The organism is Priestia flexa NBRC 15715 (assembly GCF_001591565.1).
GTDB classification, from domain to species: Bacteria; Bacillota; Bacilli; order Bacillales; family Bacillaceae_H; genus Priestia; species Priestia flexa.
This window is the reverse complement of sequence record NZ_BCVD01000077.1, coordinates 1-18188: the sequence shown is the minus strand read 5'-3', so window position 1 is coordinate 18188 and position 18188 is coordinate 1. Positions and strand designations below refer to the sequence as shown.

Genomic DNA, 18188 nt, shown 5'->3' with positions numbered 1-18188 from the left:
AAACTCTTTTTTTTGTATATATCTTTCCCTACTCACACAAACTGAGGAAGAAGTTTATTTCACTAAGGAAAGGAAGATACAATATGAATAAAAATGAAAACCAAAAACAAATTAAACCCGTCAATACAAATGATTTAGCAGGACGTCAATTTAAAGCTGCAGACTACAAAAATTCAGATGAAGTATCACAAGGCCTTTCTGAAACGCATGAACAAATGAGCGACACTTACCAAGAAGGTACGATTGAAGACACAAATCGCTAATGCTACAAAGACGCTTACTAGCGTCTTTTTTCCATTCTCTACCCTCTCACTTTTGCCAAACTCAAAATTACTAGTGACAAAATGTAAAGACAGTTGTAAACTGTTTAAGACTACTGTAAAGACATCTGTTAGAGGAGGACCCTATGAGTAAGAACAATTTGTCTGAACGTCAGCTATTAAACATCGCCGGACTCGGTTGGTTATTCGATGCAATGGACGTAGGCATTCTTTCGTTTATTATTGCAGCTCTACATACAGAATGGAACCTTACACCTAATGAAATGAGCTGGATTGGTAGTGTGAACTCCATCGGCATGGCTGTTGGAGCTCTTGTTTTTGGATTGCTTGCGGATCGAATCGGTCGAAAATGGGTGTTCATTATTACGCTATTACTCTTTTCAATTGCGAGCGGATTGTCTGCTTTATCGACAACTTTATGGATGTTTTTAATTTTACGATTTATTATCGGAATGGGACTAGGCGGAGAGCTTCCTGTTGCTTCAACACTTGTATCAGAGACCGTAGCTCCCGAAAGACGAGGGAAAATCATTGTATTGCTGGAAAGCTTTTGGGCATATGGCTGGTTAGCTGCCGCACTTATTTCATACTTTGTTATCCCAAACTTCGGCTGGCAAATCGCATTATTAATTACCGCTTTACCTGCTTTTTACGCACTTTATTTGCGTATCAAACTTCCAGATTCACCGAAGTTTACACAGTCAATTGCAGAACATAAACCATCCGTTTTAGATAATATTAAGCATGTATGGAGCAAAGACTATCGTAAACCAACAATCATGTTATGGATTCTTTGGTTTTGCGTTGTATTCTCCTACTACGGTATGTTCTTATGGTTACCAAGCGTGATGGTTATAAAAGGATTCAGCTTAATTAAAAGCTTTGAATACGTACTCATTATGACTCTTGCACAACTGCCGGGCTATTATACGGCCGCTTGGTTCATTGAACGAATGGGACGAAAATTTGTACTAATCACCTATCTCATTGGAACGGCTGCAAGCGCATATTTCTTCGGAACTGCAGAGTCTCTCGGCTTACTGCTAGCATCAGGAATGCTTTTGTCGTTCTTTAACTTAGGTGCTTGGGGAGCTTTATATGCGTATACACCGGAGCAATATCCGACAGTTATTCGCGGTACTGGTGCAGGAATGGCTGCTTCCTTTGGCAGAATTGGAGGAATTTTAGGCCCACTGCTTATTGGTTATTTAACAACTAAAGGCGCTTCTCTGACCGTTATATTTACTATTTTCGCAGGAGCTATCTTAATTGGTGTGGCATCGGTTATTTTCTTAGGATCTGAAACAAAACAAAAAGAATTAGCTTAATAAAAAAGGCGTTCCACATGGGAACGTCTTTTTTAAATTATTCACTTAGATCAACGTTATGGTAGACCTGTTGAACATCGTCTAAGTCTTCAAGTGCATCAATCATTTTTTCAAACTGAGCTTTTGCATCCTCAGGTAACGTCACATCGCTCTGAGCTAGCATCACAATTTCTGCCACCGTAAATTCCGTAATACCAGCTTCTTTAAAAGCAGCTTGTACAGCGTGGAACTGATCTGGCTCAGCGTAAACAATCACTGCATCTTCTTCTTCTAAAATATCGCGAGCGTCAACGTCTGCTTCCATTAAAATTTCAAGAACTTCGTCTGATGATTTGCCTTCCAGTCCAATAACAGCAGTTGCATCAAACATATAAGAAACAGATCCACTAACGCCCATATTACCGCCGTTTTTACCAAAAGCAGCGCGAACGTCTGAAGCTGTGCGGTTTACATTGTTTGTTAACGCATCAACAATAACCATTGAACCGTTTGGACCAAAGCCTTCATAACGAAGCTCGTCATAACTTTCTTCTCCGCCACCTTTTGCTTTTTCAATTGCACGGTCAATGATAGCTTTTGGTACGTTATACGTTTTCGCTCGCTCTAAAACAACTTTTAGCGCTTGGTTTGCTTCTGGATCCGGCTCACCTTGTTTTGCTACTACATAAATTTCACGGCCAAATTTAGCATAAATTCGACTTGTTTGAGCATCTTTTGACGCTTTCTTTTCTTTGATATTATTCCACTTACGACCCATATTTTTCACTCTCTTTCGAATGTATATCTAATGTTAAAACATCACTCTGCCACCTTCTATTATACCGCAATTAATTTATTCGGCAATTCTTTCAGCACCATCATCATTCATCTTTACATGATGATAAATAAAAGCTACTACAAAGAATAAGCTCATATACTAAGCTAGAAATCGTCTGATACCCTACCTTCAAAAAGGATATCATCGGGATCGAAAATAATTAAATGATAAAATTATTTACCTATCATATTTTTCGAGAAAAGAATTTTTTTCGACAACTGAATAGCACTTACTCATTACATGTAGGAAGGATGATTTTTTTATGAAAACCGAAATACCTCAACCTAAAACATATGGACCTCTTGGCAACGTACCTTTGCTTGACAAAAATAAACCCGTCCTATCGTTAATGAAATTAGCTGAAGAATATGGCCCGATTTTCCGATTACAAGGTCCGACCGGCTCCTCTCTTGTTCTTTCAGGACATGAGCTTGTAAAAGAAGTGTGTGACCAGTGACGTTTTGATAAAAATGCTGAAGGTGCTTTAGCTAAAGTTCGCGCTTTTGGTGGCGATGGTCTCTTTACAAGTTGGACACACGAACCAAACTGGCAAAAGGCACACAATATTTTGGCTCCAACATTTAGTCAACGAGCAATGAAAGATTACCATTCTATGATGACTGATATTGCGGTTCAGCTCGTTCAAAAGTGGGAGCGTTTAAACCCAAATGAAGAAGTTGATGTTCCAGAGGATATGACCAGACTCACATTAGATACAATTGGCTTATGTGGGTTCAACTATCGCTTCAATAGCTTTTATCGCGAAAACTATCACCCTTTTGTAACAAGTATGGTACGTGCTTTAGAAGAAGCCATGCATCAAATGCAGCGACTAGATATTCAAGATAAATTAATGGTTCGAACAAAAAACACTTTCAACGTGATATCCAAGCGATGTTTTCATTGGTTGATAGTATCATTTCGGAACGTAAAAACCAAAATGGTCAGAACGACAAAGATTTATTGGCGCGCATGCTAAACGTTAAAGATCCTGAGACAGATGACCTGCTAGATGATGAAAACATTCGTTATCAAATTATTACTTTTTTAATTGCAGGTCATGAAACAACGAGTGAATTACTGTCATTTGCCATTTACTACTTAATGAATAATCCTGATAAGTTGGAAAAAGCTTATACAGAAGTCGATACTATTTTGACGGATGATATACCTTCATATGACCAAGTAGTAAAACTCAAATATATCAAAATGGTGTTAAACGAATCTCTCCGATTATGGCCAACCGCACCTGCTTTCAACCTTTTTGCTAAAGAAGACGCCCTTATTGGAGGCAAATACCCTGTGCAAAAAGAAGGTGAGCGCATTATGGTTTTACTTCCTTCTTTGCATCGTGATAAAAGTGCTTGGGGAGATAATGTAGAAGAGTTTATTCCAGAACGGTTTGAAGATCCTAAAAAAGTGCCACATCATGCTTTTAAACCCTTTGGAAATGGGCAGCGAGCATGTATTGGTATGCAGTTTGCGCTTCATGCAACTATTTCGTTCTTTCAAATGGCGATGAAATACATAGCCATAGCATAATCCTTAACAGTTTCAGCTTCTAACCTGAAACAACATAAATAAACTTCAAATAAAAAAGAACCATGAAGCCGCAGCTAGTGCAGCTTCATGGTTCTTATTATAAGTAAGGTTAGCCACCAAAATTATGTATTTGGTGGAGACGGTGGGAGTCGAACCCACGTCCAGAAATATCGCCACTTAAGCGTCTACGAGTGTAGTCAGCATATTCGCATTTCGCTCATTTATCTGCCTGCTGACAGGCGCCCAAAGAGCTAGTCTGATTAATCTCTTCCTTCGTCCTCAGACGGCGAACTCCGGCGTAGCCCACTTAAAGTGAGTCCCTTACCCTACCACATGGGCGATGGAGGGAGGAACCGCTAAGCTGTTATTAGGCAGCTAAAGCGAAGTTATTGTTAGATTTGCCAGTTATTATTGGCGTTGATGTTTTAACGAGGCCATCTCCTCGACTCGCAACCTAAGCTCGAACTATCCCTGTCGAATCCGTAACGTCCCCATTATGAAAAGGGAGTCGGAATGCGTAAGATTTTTCACTTACAGCAGATAGCGACTTGTGTTTGCAAAAGTCATCTAACGAATAACTATTTTTATTATAGCACAAAACAAGCATTTTGCAATTGTAAAATAATGTAACTATTCTTTTTGACGATCGCGGAAAGCTCGCTCTATATCGCGTTTCGCTTCTTTATGTTTTAAGTCTTCGCGCTTGTCATATTTCTTTTTACCCTTACCAAGACCTAATAAAACCTTAGCAAAGCCGTTTTTTAAATAGATTTTCAACGGTACAAGTGAATACCCTGTTTCCTTGGTATAGCCGATCAATTTATTGATTTCACGCTTGTGAAGTAAAAGCTTGCGGGTACGCAGCGGTTCATGGTTGTAGCGGTTTCCTTGTTCATATGGACTAACGTGCATATTATGTAAGAATACCTCACCGTTTTGAACGCGTGCGAATGAGTCTTTTAAGTTTACGCGCCCGTTACGAATCGACTTTATTTCCGTTCCTTGTAGGACAATTCCTGTTTCGTACGTTTCTTCAATAAAATAGTCGTGTCTTGCTTTTTTATTTTGAGCAACTACTTTCCCTTCACCTTTTGGCATACTTGCTTATTCCCCTTTCATTCGCTCGTCTTTAGAAGCAGCCGTTAAGGCTGCTTCTATTCACTTATTTACGCTTCTTCTTTTTCTTTTTAAGATTTGGTGCGCCTTCAAAGAATTTTTTCTTTTTCTTCTTTTTCGGCTTTTGTGTTGTCCATTCACCTTTTGAATCGCCTGCTTTATCTTTGCGACGACCTCTGCGGTTTTCTTTATCGTCCTTGCGTGACTTTTGTTTCATGTTAATCACTTTTGGACGGTCTTTTGACAAACGCTTTTGACTTGTCTTCATGCCGACAATAACAAAGTCAATGGCACGCTCGTCTTTATTCACATCAGCAACTTTAATTTCAATTTCATCGCCAATACGGAACACTTTTCCTGTTCTCTCACCAATCATTGCATAATGGCGTTCATCATAGCGATAATAATCATCCGTTAAATCACTAACATGTACAAGACCTTCAATTGTATTTGATAGTTCAACGAACATTCCAAAGTTTGTTACTGAGCTAATAATTCCGTCAAACGTTTCACCAATTTTATCTGCCATAAACTCCGCTTTTTTCATATCGTCCGTTTCACGCTCTGCGTCAACCGATCTTCTTTCCATGCTTGAAGAGTGATCAGCAATTTCAGGAAGCTTTTCGCCCCATTTTTCTTGCGTTGCTTCATCCACCTGATTGTTAACTAAATACGTACGAATTAAGCGATGAACGATTAAATCAGGATAACGGCGAATTGGAGACGTGAAATGTGTGTAGAACTCCGCTGATAGTCCAAAGTGGCCAAGGTTATCTGCTTGATATTTGGCTTGCTGCATCGAGCGTAGCATTACTTTAGAAACCACCATCTCTTCTGGTGTTCCCGCTACTGCTTCTAAAATGTCCTGTAGCGCACGAGGATGAATGTCATTTCCTGTTCCCTTTACAGCGTATCCGAAATTCGTCACAAATTCTAAAAAGCGATTAAGCTTTTCTTCTTTTGGATCTTCATGAATACGGTACATAAACGGAACATTCATCCAGTGAAAATGCTCAGCCACAGTTTCATTTGCTGCTAGCATGAATTCTTCAATTAGCCTTTCGGATACAGAGCGCTCACGCAGTATCACATCGGTTGGATGACCGTCGTCATCAACTAATACTTTTGCTTCTTTAAAATCAAAGTCGATTGCTCCTCGGTCCATACGCTTTTTACGAAGAATTTCCGCCAGTTTTTCCATACGCTCAAACATTGGAATCAGCTCTTCATAACGAGCGCGAACGGCTTCATCTTTGTCTGTTAGAATTTTATTAACATCGGAATACGTCATTCGCTCAGTTGTTTTGATTACACTTTCGAAGATATCATGATTAACCACTTCTCCAGCTGAATTAATTTCCATTTCACAGGAAAGCGTTAATCGATTTACTTTTGGATTTAAGGAACAAATCCCGTTTGAAAGTCGATGCGGAATCATAGGAATTACGCGATCTACTAAGTAGATACTTGTTCCGCGTTCTGCCGCTTCTACATCAATTGGTGAACCTTCCGTTACATAGTGACTAACATCTGCAATGTGAACACCTAACTTATAGTTACCGTTTTCAAGCTCTGTTACCGTTACCGCATCATCTAAATCTTTAGCATCTGCCCCATCAATAGTAACAATCACTTGGTCTCGTAGATCTCGACGACCTTTTATTTCGTCTTCTGAGATCGTTTCAGGTGTATTAATCGCTTGCTCTAAAACATCGCCTGGAAACTCCTGTGGAAGTCCATATTTATGAATAACTGAGATAATGTCGACTCCTGGATCATTTTTATGACCTAAAATCTGTACAATTTTCCCTTCTGCATTCATGCGCCCTTCTGGATAGCTTGTTAACTCTACAACAACCTTATGTCCTTCTGCCGCCCCATTACGTGCACCTTTAGGAATAAAGATATCTCCTGCGATCTTTTTATCATCCGCAATAACAAACCCAAAGTTTTTACTTTCCGTGTACGTTCCAACAATTTGTTGTGTACCACGCTCAATGATTTTAACAATGGTTCCTTCACGGCGGTTACCTGAAGACTCTGACAGTACGCGAGTTAATACAATGTCTCCATGCATTGCATTGTTTGTCTCCGTGGGTGGAATGAAAATATCATCCGCTCCTTGCTCTTCTGGGACAACAAATGCAAATCCCTTGGCATGACCTGTTACTTTTCCTTTAACGAAATTCATTCGTTCAGGTACACCATATCGATTGTTTCTTGCTCGAATTATAAGACCTTGTTCTTCCATGATTACAAGAGCTTTTACAAAATCTTTAAACTCAGCTGAATCTTCAATCCCAAACTCTTTCTCTAATTCTTGGACCGTTAAAGGTTTATACGTTTCTTCTTTCATAAACGTTAACAAACGGTCAATATACTGTTGAATTTCTTGTTCCAAGTCTTTCCCTCCTTTTCGTTGTGCTTATCAATAACACTATTTATCAAAAATAGCATTCATCCGTCCTCATTTACTTTTTTGGCCAACTTTAGGCTCTCATTTTTTGATTAGCCTTTTACCAATCTAATGATTCTAAGAATTGATAAACATCTTCATGCAGCTGGTCTCTTTCCTTATCTAACGTAATAGCATGACCCGATTCTTCATACCATTTAATATCTTTTACAGATGACTCAACATTATTGTAGATAATATTTGCACTATCTGTATTAATCATATGATCGTTACGTGCTTGTACAACAAATGTTGGTGCATAAATCATATCAACAGAGTCTCTAACTTCTGAAATTAGTCCTTGTAATGCGTTCAACGTATTCATCGGTGTCTTCTTAAATTCTTCCATCTCTTGCTGGATTTGATCTTCAGATTTTCCTTCACGCTTTTTATATTCGCGAGCGTACTCTAAAACACCTTCATACATCACTTCTTCACTTTTGATATACATAGGTGCGCACATTGGGACAATACCCTTTATAGGTACAGTGTAACCTAATTTAAGCGAAAATACGCCACCAAGTGATAGCCCAACTGCTGCAATGCTTTCATGACCACGATCTTTTAAAAGCTGATAGCCATCCATTACGTCTTTCCACCAATCTTCAGGCCCTGTATGTACTAATTCTTCAGGTGCTACGCCATGTCCTTTATAATGAGGTGCATGACACGTGTACCCTTTCTTTTCTAAGAAGCGTCCGAGCATACGAACATCTGCTGAATTACCTGTGAATCCGTGTAATAACAATACGGCTTTATCTCCACCTTCAAAAGTGAACGGTTTTGGTTGTGCAATTTTCATTTCAATTAACTCCTTTTTTCTATAATGTCTACAACTATGAAGAAATCAGTCATTTTTTTATGTGATATGTCTCACACAGCATGACCTAATCATTGTGTTTGTTTATGTAATTCCATTTGCCCAAGCAAAATGGAATCTTTTTCATTAAACATTCATTATATCATTACATGAATTTAAAGTTAAAGAATTGAACACTTATGAAAAATACCACCTGATGTATACAACTTGGCACATACCAAATTCGTATACATCAGGTGGTATTTACAAACGAACTTACAGTTGAAAATATGATACCGCAATCGTTAATAAGAAAAACAGCACGGATAATACAACCGTTAAACGGTGCAGTACTAAATCAAGTCCACGCGCTTTTTGCTTACCGAATAATGTTTCAGCACCACCTGAAATTGCTCCAGATAAGCCAGTGGATTTGCTTGTTTGAAGAACAACAACCACGATTAGCGCAATCGAAACAATAACTAGCAGCGTGATTAGAAATGTGTGCATATGCTACCTCCTGTAGATAAGGAAAATAAACTGTTGCTATCTATACAAACTATTTTTATATGCTAAAAATCAGACTACTTTAAAGTAAATTTATCATAAAATGGCTATTGGTACAAGTCAAGACAATAAAAAAAGATGGATGAAAAGCTTTCATCCATCTTTTTTATCACTCATATAACTTATTTCTTTAAGTTATAGAAAGATTTAGCGCCATCGTATACAGCTAGAACACCTAGCTCGTCTTCGATGCGTAGTAATTGATTGTATTTTGCAATACGGTCTGTACGAGACATAGAACCAGTTTTGATTTGACCAGCGTTTGTTGCAACAGCGATATCAGCGATTGTTGCATCTTCAGTTTCACCAGAACGGTGAGAAACTACAGCTGTGTAACCAGCACGTTTAGCCATTTCAATTGCTTCAAATGTTTCAGTTAATGTACCGATTTGGTTAACTTTGATAAGGATAGAGTTACCTACGCCTTGTTCGATACCTTGAGCAAGTTTTTTCGTGTTTGTTACGAATAAATCATCACCAACAAGTTGTACTTTACCACCGATACGATCAGTTAAAAGTTTGTGACCATCCCAGTCATTTTCGTCTAAACCGTCTTCGATTGAAACGATTGGGAATTCGTTAACTAGTTCTTCGTAGAAGTCTACCATTTCAGCAGAAGTTAAACCGTTACGGCCTTCTCCAGCTAAATCGTATTTACCAGTTTCTTTGTTGAAGAATTCAGAAGAAGCAACGTCCATACCTAATTGGATGTCTTGACCAGCTTTGTAGCCAGCTTTTTCGATTGCTTCAACGATTACTTCTAATGCTTCACGGTTAGAACCAAGGTTTGGAGCGAATCCACCTTCGTCACCTACAGCTGTGTTTAAGCCTTTTGCAGATAATACAGCTTTTAACGCGTGGAATACTTCAGCACCCATACGGATTGCTTCTTTAAATGTAGGAGCTCCTACAGGTAAGATCATGAATTCTTGGAAGTCAACGTTGTTATCAGCATGAGAACCGCCGTTGATGATGTTCATCATTGGAGTTGGTAATTGCTTAGCGTTGAATCCACCAAGGTAACGGTATAATGGAAGACCTACGAAGTCAGCTGCTGCATGAGCTACTGCCATAGATACACCAAGGATAGCGTTAGCACCTAGTTTACCTTTATTTTCAGTACCATCTAGCTCGATCATAAGGCGGTCGATACCGATTTGGTCAGTTGCGTCCATACCTACTAATTCAGGAGCGATGATTTCGTTTACGTTTTCAACTGCTTTTAATACACCTTTACCTAGGTAACGAGATTTGTCACCATCACGTAGTTCTACTGCTTCGTGTTCACCAGTAGAAGCACCACTTGGTACGATTGCGCGTCCGAAAGCGCCTGACTCAGTGTATACTTCAACTTCAACTGTTGGGTTACCGCGAGAATCTAATACTTCGCGTGCATAAATGTCAAGAATTGTTGGCATTTTAAAACTCTCCTTTAAAAATCAATTATTTAATTAATGTTTTACCTGTCATTTCTTTTGGCTGAGCTACATCTAAAAGGTTAAGCATTGTAGGAGCTAAGTCACCTAGAATACCATCTTCACGAAGCTCTACGCCTTGCTTTGTTACGATAACTGGAACTGGATTTGTTGTATGAGCCGTCATTGGGTTACCTTCAAGCGTTACAACTTCATCAGAGTTACCATGGTCTGCTGTGATGATTGCTGTACCACCTTTAGCTAAAATCGCATCCACAATTTTACCTAGGCATTCATCGACTGTCTCAATTGCTTTAACTGTTGGCTCTAACATACCAGAGTGTCCAACCATATCTGGGTTTGCAAAGTTTAAAATAATAGCATCTTGCTTGTCTCCTTCGATTTCTGCAAGCAACGCGTCCGTCACCTCATAAGCACTCATCTCAGGTTTTAAATCGTATGTTGCTACTTTTGGTGAATCGATTAAGATTCGCTTTTCACCAGGAAACTCTGCTTCACGTCCACCGCTCATAAAGAACGTTACGTGTGGGTATTTTTCTGTTTCTGCAATACGAAGCTGCTTCAAGTTGTTTTGAGATAATACTTCACCAAGCGTATTATCCAAGTTAACAGGCTTGAAAGCTACATATCCGTTAACTGTTTCACTAAAGTGAGTTAAGCATACGAAATGTAAGTTTTTCGGATGTTTTTCACCGCGATCAAACGAGCGGAAGTCTTCGTTTGCAAACGTATTTGAAATTTGAATCGCACGATCAGGACGGAAGTTATAGAAAATAACTGCATCTTCGTCTTTGATTGTCGCAACAGGTGAACCGTCTTCTTTTGTAATAACAGAAGGTAAGACGAATTCGTCGTATACGCCGTTTTCGTAAGAGTCTTTTACGCACTCTTCTGGGCTTGTATAAGATGGACCTTCACCGTAAACCATTGCGCGATAAGCTTTTTCAACGCGCTCCCAGCGTTTGTCACGGTCCATTGAGTAGTAACGTCCTGAAAGTGTTGCAATTTCCCCAACGCCGTACTCTTCAATTTTTTCATTTAATTCTTTTAAATACTGCTCGGCAGATTGAGGTGCTACGTCACGACCATCTAAGAAACCGTGGATATACACTTTCTCTAGACCTTCTTTTTTCGCTAAGCGAAGAAGAGCATATAAATGCTCGATGTGACTGTGAACACCACCGTCCGATAAAAGTCCGAAAAGATGAAGGCTTGTACCTTTTTCTTTTGCGTGCTTCACCGCAGCTACAAGCGTTTCGTTTTTCTCAAACTCACCTTCGCGAATTGCTACATTCACGCGTGTTAAGCTTTGATAAACAATACGACCTGCACCGATATTTAAGTGTCCTACTTCAGAGTTACCCATTTGGCCTTCTGGTAGACCTACAGCTTCACCTGATGCTTGAAGTGTCGCATGTGGAAACTCGTTCCAGTAACGATCGAAGTTTGGTTTTTTTGCATGTTTAACTGCATTACCTTTTTCTTCATCACGTAATGCAAAACCATCTAAGATGATTAATGCTGTTGGTTTCTTACTCATTACTTACCAGCCTCCAAAAGCTGTAAGAATGAAGAAGCTTCTAAGCTTGCTCCACCTACTAAAGCACCGTCGATGTCTGATTGAGACATGTATTCTTTGATGTTAGCAGGCTTTACGCTTCCGCCGTATTGAATACGAACTGCATCTGCTACGTCTTGAGAGAATTGCTCTGCTACTACGCTACGGATATAAGCACAAACTTCGTTTGCACCTTCTGCAGTTGAAGATTTGCCTGTACCGATTGCCCAGATTGGCTCATAAGCAATAACAACTTGTTTTGCTTGCTCGTCAGTTAAACCTGCTAACGCTTTTTGTACTTGGTTAGCTACAACTGTTTTTGTTTGATCTTGCTCATACTCTTCATTTGTTTCACCGCAACAAACGATGGGTGTTAAACCATGTTTGAATGAAGCGATTGTTTTTTGATTTACTGTTTCGTCAGTTTCAGCGAACATTTCGCGACGCTCAGAGTGACCTAAGATTACATAGTTCACGCCTAAATCAGCTAGTGCAACTGGGCTTACTTCTCCAGTGAATGCTCCGCTTTCTTCAAAGTGCATGTTTTGTGCACCAACTTTTAAGTCTGTACCTTTAGTTGCTTGTACTAAGCGGTCTAAGAATAATGCTGGAGCACATACTACTGATTCTACGTTCTCAGGAGATGGTACTGCTCCCTTTACTTCTTCAACAAAGCTTGTTGCTTCTGAAAGTACTTTGTTCATTTTCCAGTTTCCTGCAATGATTGGTTTACGCATGTGTAACACCGTCCTTTGTTTATTGTTGGTTTCCCTTCACTCACGTTGGATTAAAAAGAGGGTGCTGTTCAAAAGAGGTCGGTCCACACTCTTTTTATCTCTTTCATGTCCCACTCGTTACTCTCTTTGATGTTCGTTCTTAGCATCAGTTTTCAGGTCGGTCCTCCATCTAACTGTTACGTTCAACTTACTTATCGTTTAGAGCAACTACGCCTGGAAGTTCTTTACCTTCCATAAACTCTAGTGACGCACCGCCACCTGTAGAAATATGGCTCATTTTATCAGCTAAACCGAATTTCTCAACAGCTGCAGCAGAGTCTCCTCCACCGATTACTGAGTATGTGTCAGTTGCTTCAGCTAAAGCTTCCGCTACTGCTTTTGTACCGTTAGCGAATGTATCTAATTCAAATACACCCATTGGTCCATTCCAGATCACTAGCTTAGAGTTTTTAATTACGTCAGCATAGATTTCACGCGTTTTTGGGCCCGCATCTAAGCCTTCCCAATCGCTTGGAATGTTCTCAATTGATACAGTCTGAGTGTTTGCATCATTTGAGAAGTCATCTGCTACTACCACGTCTACTGGCATGTAGAAGTTAACACCGTTTTTCTTCGCTTTTTCCATGAATGATTTTGCAAGATCAATCTTATCTTCTTCAAGAAGAGATTTACCTACTTCATGGCCTAGTGCCTTAATAAATGTGTAAGAAAGTCCTCCACCGATGATTAAGTTATCTACTTTATCAAGCAGATTATCAATTACATCGATTTTGTCTTTAACTTTTGCTCCACCAACAATTGCAGTGAATGGACGGTCTGGGTTTGATAATGCTTTAGAAAGCACATCAAGTTCTTTTTCCATTAAGAAACCTGCTACTGCTGGAATATGGTGAGCAATTCCTTCAGTTGAAGCATGTGCACGGTGAGCTGCACCAAATGCATCATTTACGTAAACGTCTGCTAACTCAGCAAATGCTTTTGCTAATTCAGCATCATTTTTCTCTTCACCTGGGTAGAAACGTACGTTTTCAAGTACTAAAACATCGCCTTCGTTCATGCTGTCGATTGTTTTTTGTACGTTTTCACCAAAAGCTTCGTCAGCTTTTGCTACGTCTTTACCTAAAAGAGCTTGTAAACGCTCTGCAACAGCAGTTAAACGTAATTCTTCAACTACTTCGCCTTTTGGACGTCCAAGATGGCTAGCTAAAATTACTTTTGCACCTTGTTCTACTAGATGTTGAATAGTAGGAAGAGCTGCACGAATACGAGTTTCATCTGTTACTTTTCCGTCTTTCATTGGTACGTTAAAGTCTACGCGACAAAATACTCGCTTTCCTTTTACATCGATGTCTCTCAACGTTTTTTTATTCATCGTCAAAAGGCCTCCTTAAGTATTATGGGGTACTAAGCGATTAGGCTTCTATGTAAATCACAATATAGCTAGCTGTAGTAACCTTTCATATATTGGCGCCTTACAATATGAAAAATGCCACGACTAGCAACAAGATGACGTTTATGCTGTAGAAGCCGATACATAAATCAAGGAAGAGGGGGGGGCCCCTCTCTTCCTTAGCAAGTCTTATTATAGTATTTCTCATTTGAGATATCCAATAAAAACAAAGCAGTATCCTATGGGATATCTATCTAGCTATGACTAAAGAGTCGATTTTGCTGTTCTTATAGTCCTTTAGCAGCGATGTATTGAGCTAAGTCTACTACACGGTTAGAGTATCCGCTCTCGTTATCGTACCAAGAGATAACTTTTACCATGTTACCTTCCATTACCATTGTAGATAATGCGTCGATTGTAGAAGAGTTGATGTTACCGTTGTAGTCACCAGATACTAATGGCTCTTCGCTATAGCCAAGGATCCCTTTAAGATCGCCTTCAGCAGCTTCTTTAAGAGCGTTGTTTACATCTTCAACAGTTACTTCTTTATCAAGCTCAGCAACTAAGTCTACTAGAGAAACGTTTGGAGTTGGAACACGCATAGCTCCACCGTTTAATTTACCTTTTAATTCAGGTAATACTAGAGATACAGCTTTAGCAGCACCAGTTGAAGTTGGGATGATGTTCTCAGCAGCTGCACGAGCACGACGGTAATCTTTATGTGGTAAGTCTAAGATTTGTTGGTCATTTGTGTAAGAGTGAACCGTTGTCATCATTCCACGTTTAAGGCCGAACTTGTCGTTTAACACTTTAGCGAATGGCGCTAAGCAGTTAGTTGTACAAGAAGCATTTGAAATTACGTTGTGGTTAGCTGCATCGTATTTGTCTTCGTTAACACCCATTACGATTGTGATGTCTTCATCGCTTGCTGGAGCAGAGATGATTACTTTTTTAGCTCCTGCTTCTAAGTGTTTTGCAGCGTCAGCGCGTTTTGTGAAGAATCCAGTAGATTCAACAACGATATCTACGCCTTGTTTGCCCCAAGATAATTGAGCTGGGTCACGCTCAGCAGAGATTTCGATTGTTTTACCGTTTACTACTAAGTTGTTGCCATCTACTACTACTTCTGCATCTAATTTACCGTGTACAGAATCATATTTTAAAAGATGAGCAAGCATGTTAGCGTCAGTTAAGTCGTTAATTGCTACTACCTCAACGTTATCGTTTTTTAAAGCTGCGCGGAATACGTTACGGCCGATACGACCAAATCCGTTAATACCAATTTTTACTACCATGGGTATTTCCTCCTTGAATGTAAAAAGTATTTTTTATAATCAGGGATTAATTAAAATCCCTTACTAACTCTTTTGCAGCACCTTCATCTGTAATCAGAATCGAATGATGTGCTTGTTGCATAAATGCTCGAATTGCCTTTGCCTTCGAAGAACCACCTGCTACCGCGATGACACATTTATTGTTCTTTAAATCATCGAGTTGTATGCCAACTGTTTTCACTTTATGAACAACTTCTCCCTTTTGATTGAAGTAATATCCAAAAGCTTCACCAACAGCATGTCCTTTTTTGACTTTTTCTAAGTCTTCAGAAGATGTCCTTCGACGCTCCGCCATTGTCATAGCGTCTCCTATTCCATGAACAACCATACTTGCTGACTTAATTAATTGAATCATCTCCCGAATGGAAGGTTCCCCTACAATTGACTTATAGGCTTCGTCACTTAGCTGGTCTGGGACATGAAGAAGACGATACTGACCCATCGATTTTTCAGCCATTTTTGCGCAAATAGTGTTCGCTTGGTTTTGAACATTTTCACCAAGTCCACCACGAGCTGGCACAAATAGAACATCAGGGTGCTTAATTTCGGGTGTCATCATATTGGCAACAGCGGCAAGCGTTGTACCACCTGTAACAGCAACAATCTTTTTGGAATCAACAAGGCGCTCTTTGATGCACGACACAGCAGCTCTACCCATTTCGTTTTTAACAAAAAGTGAAGAATCGCTATCTCCAGAAACAACAACGACTTCTGCTAAAGAAAAGGCTTCTTTTAATGTTGTTTCCAATAATCGAAGTCCGGAAACTTCTTTCATTACGACTTCTAAATCGTGTAGCAGTAGCTCACCTTCTGTCGTAAGTGTCATTCCAGTTGTCTGCACATCAATTAAATCTTGCTCTTTCAGAAATGTAACCTCACTGCGTAACACACGCTCTGTTAACCCTAAGCTAACAGCTAAGTTGCGTCTACCGATCGGTTGCATTAAGCGTATGTACTGCAAGATTTGATATCGCTTTTGCATAACAGATAGAAGTTCAGGCAATAATTTTCGTTGTACTTCTATTAATGAACGCATGTTTAAATCTCCTTAAGGTGCAAGCTCGTTGGACAACATAAGTCCCATATAGACATATTTTGTCCCACCCACGCAAAAAAAATTCACCCTGTTACATGTTTCATTCTAACAGGAGTGAATCCTTTATTCAACTCATCTGATGGCGTTTTTATAAAGTAAACGCTTTCTTATATTTTCTCTTTGAATTTTCCCATACATAACAACCTCACCATCGATTTCTATAACCGGAATCATAAGATGAAATTGTTCTAATAAACGTTCATCTGAGTAAATATCCTTTTCAATCACACTAAAGTTAAGGTCATGCTGTAAGGCAGTTAACATATCTTTAACCTCTTCACATAAAGGGCATGTTTTTCTTGTATACAAAACAACCTGCATCGACATCACCTTCTTTTTAATAGAGTTATACGTAAACTTTTCTTTGGTTAGATGAAGCAATGTTTAGCTGTTCCCGGTATTTAGCTACCGTTCTTCTTGATATTTTCACATCATGCTCTGTTAATAACTGGTTGGTGAGCTGCTGATCAGATAGCGGCTTCTTTTTATCTTCTTTTTCCACTAACTGTTTAATAAGCTCTTTTACCGTCATAACGGACGTTTCTTCAGTGGTACCCAGCTTTAAACTTGCTGTAAAAAACGACTTCATAGAAAATGTTCCAAAAGGTGTTTGAATATACTTATGAGTTGTCGCTCGGCTCACTGTTGACTCGTGGACGTTAATATAGTCTGCTAGTTCTTTCATCGTTAACGGCTGTAAAAAAGATGGCCCATGTTGAAAGAATCTTTGCTGTTTTTCTAGTAGTCCATGAACAATTGCGTTTAGCGTCTGCTTTCGAGTCTGGAGCCCTTTTAAAATCCATTGAAACTCTCGGTACTTTTCCTGCAAATACGGCTTAACCGCGTGGTTATCTTGGAGCATTAAGCTTTGTCTATATGCATCGTTAACTGATAACCGAAAATCTAACTCTTCATTGGCGTAAGCTACTAGCTCATAGCCCTCTTTCTTTATAATATAGTCCGGAATAATAAAGCGCTCTGCTTGAGTGGCATATAGTAATCCTGGCCGAGGGTTCAAACGCTTAATTTGATCATGGTATTTTTGAACTTGCTCCAGTGATATACTGCACTCTTTTGAAATTTTACTCCACTTTTTATACGCAAACTCTTGAAAATATTCTGTCAAAATTATTTCTAACTCATCAGAAAGCTGCCCGCTTTGCTCTAGCTGGATCAGTAAACATTCCTGAAGATTTCTTGCCCCTACCCCTATAGGATCTAACTGTTGAAGAGAATTTAACACCATTTCCACTTCTTCTAAATTACAACTGCATGCTTGTGCTACAAGCATTAAGTCCTCCTTCAGATATCCATGCTCATCCAAGTTCTCAATCATATAGCAAATGATGTCGTGTTCCTTAGTGGTTAATTCCAAAAACACAATTTGACCTAGCAAGTGCTCTGTCAATGTTTCTTGCTTAGAAGCAATTGAGTTTAGTAAGTCTTTATCATCATTAGCGTTCTGCTTATAAACTGAAGGCCTACTTGTAACTAACGGGGCATCACCAAAATCGATAAGCGGATTTTGCATCGCTTGCTCTTGTATAAATGATGCAATATCCAACGATGAATATTGTAAAAGAGAAATTGCCTGCGATAACTCTTTCGACATGGAAAGCTTTAAAGACTGCTGTTGAAATAAACCTACCTCCATTGTTTCTCCCTCCCACTGTTTATTCTACTTTGAACCTTATTACTTAGCAACGAACTAGAAGGAGAAATATATTGAAAT

The 18188-nt window shown here is 39.3% G+C and carries 15 protein-coding genes, 1 other RNA gene and 1 pseudogene; 3 read left to right on the top strand and 14 right to left on the bottom strand.

All coding sequences use genetic code 11. From position 1 onward, the window contains the following. Window positions 1–83 precede the first annotated feature (83 nt). Together BFL01S_RS13175 and BFL01S_RS13170 are read left to right on the top strand one after the other, a co-directional pair. Window positions 84–263: a YozQ family protein gene (locus BFL01S_RS13175; RefSeq protein ID WP_025907485.1), complete on the top strand. Its 180-nt coding sequence runs from the start codon at window positions 84–86 to the stop codon at window positions 261–263. A 143-nt stretch (window positions 264–406) separates the two neighbouring features. Further along, entirely contained in the window at window positions 407–1609 is a 1203-nt protein-coding gene (locus BFL01S_RS13170; RefSeq protein WP_061785938.1) for an MFS transporter, read from the top strand. Between the two features lie 37 nt (window positions 1610–1646). Here BFL01S_RS13170 and BFL01S_RS13165 read toward each other — a convergent pair whose 3' ends face one another. Further along, window positions 1647–2366 carry a YebC/PmpR family DNA-binding transcriptional regulator gene (locus tag BFL01S_RS13165; protein WP_035319819.1) on the bottom strand — a complete coding sequence of 240 codons (720 nt, stop codon included), beginning with the start codon at window positions 2364–2366 and terminating at the stop codon, window positions 1647–1649. A gap of 322 nt (window positions 2367–2688) precedes the next feature. Here BFL01S_RS13165 and BFL01S_RS13160 point away from each other — a divergent pair. Next, a pseudogene (locus tag BFL01S_RS13160) lies at window positions 2689–3962 on the top strand (cytochrome P450); the annotation flags it as partial. A gap of 137 nt (window positions 3963–4099) precedes the next feature. Here BFL01S_RS13160 and ssrA read toward each other — a convergent pair. The 13 genes from ssrA to rpoN form a co-directional block, all read right to left on the bottom strand. After that, window positions 4100–4461, bottom strand: a transfer-messenger RNA (tmRNA) gene (gene ssrA / locus BFL01S_RS13155). Between the two features lie 137 nt (window positions 4462–4598). Next, window positions 4599–5066, bottom strand: coding sequence for an SsrA-binding protein SmpB (gene smpB, locus BFL01S_RS13150; protein ID WP_061785937.1), 468 nt, complete (start codon window positions 5064–5066; stop codon window positions 4599–4601). Between the two features lie 64 nt (window positions 5067–5130). Continuing rightward, window positions 5131–7440, bottom strand: coding sequence for a ribonuclease R (gene rnr, locus BFL01S_RS13145; protein WP_412762057.1), 2310 nt, complete (start codon window positions 7438–7440; stop codon window positions 5131–5133). 160 nt (window positions 7441–7600) lie between these two features. Then, the gene (locus BFL01S_RS13140) at window positions 7601–8341 is read right to left on the bottom strand and encodes an alpha/beta hydrolase (protein WP_061785935.1); all 741 of its coding nucleotides are present in this window, start codon (window positions 8339–8341) and stop codon (window positions 7601–7603) included. Between the two features lie 273 nt (window positions 8342–8614). Beyond that, on the bottom strand, window positions 8615–8848 hold the full coding sequence (gene secG, locus BFL01S_RS13135) for a preprotein translocase subunit SecG (RefSeq protein ID WP_025907467.1): 234 nt from the start codon (window positions 8846–8848) through the stop codon (window positions 8615–8617). 179 nt (window positions 8849–9027) lie between these two features. After that, on the bottom strand, window positions 9028–10323 hold the full coding sequence (gene eno / locus BFL01S_RS13130) for a phosphopyruvate hydratase (protein ID WP_025907465.1): 1296 nt from the start codon (window positions 10321–10323) through the stop codon (window positions 9028–9030). A 25-nt stretch (window positions 10324–10348) separates the two neighbouring features. Continuing rightward, window positions 10349–11881 (bottom strand): 2,3-bisphosphoglycerate-independent phosphoglycerate mutase, encoded by a 1533-nt coding sequence (gene gpmI / locus BFL01S_RS13125; RefSeq protein WP_025907463.1) that lies wholly within the window; start codon window positions 11879–11881, stop codon window positions 10349–10351. Further along, window positions 11881–12636, bottom strand: a complete 756-nt coding sequence (gene tpiA, locus BFL01S_RS13120) for a triose-phosphate isomerase (protein ID WP_025907462.1) — start codon at window positions 12634–12636, stop codon at window positions 11881–11883. The genes gpmI and tpiA overlap by 1 nt, the downstream gene beginning before the upstream one ends. Window positions 12637–12823: 187 nt before the next feature. Further along, window positions 12824–14008 (bottom strand): phosphoglycerate kinase, encoded by a 1185-nt coding sequence (locus tag BFL01S_RS13115; RefSeq protein WP_025907460.1) that lies wholly within the window; start codon window positions 14006–14008, stop codon window positions 12824–12826. A gap of 305 nt (window positions 14009–14313) precedes the next feature. Next, entirely contained in the window at window positions 14314–15321 is a 1008-nt protein-coding gene (gap, locus tag BFL01S_RS13110; RefSeq protein WP_025907458.1) for a type I glyceraldehyde-3-phosphate dehydrogenase, read from the bottom strand. 46 nt (window positions 15322–15367) lie between these two features. Then, window positions 15368–16396, bottom strand: a complete 1029-nt coding sequence (locus tag BFL01S_RS13105) for a sugar-binding transcriptional regulator (RefSeq protein WP_025907456.1) — start codon at window positions 16394–16396, stop codon at window positions 15368–15370. Between the two features lie 132 nt (window positions 16397–16528). After that, window positions 16529–16777: a glutaredoxin family protein gene (locus BFL01S_RS13100; RefSeq protein WP_025907455.1), complete on the bottom strand. Its 249-nt coding sequence runs from the start codon at window positions 16775–16777 to the stop codon at window positions 16529–16531. Between the two features lie 25 nt (window positions 16778–16802). Continuing rightward, the gene (gene rpoN, locus BFL01S_RS13095; RefSeq protein WP_025907453.1) at window positions 16803–18110 is read right to left on the bottom strand and encodes an RNA polymerase factor sigma-54; all 1308 of its coding nucleotides are present in this window, start codon (window positions 18108–18110) and stop codon (window positions 16803–16805) included. Window positions 18111–18188: the final 78 nt, after the last annotated feature.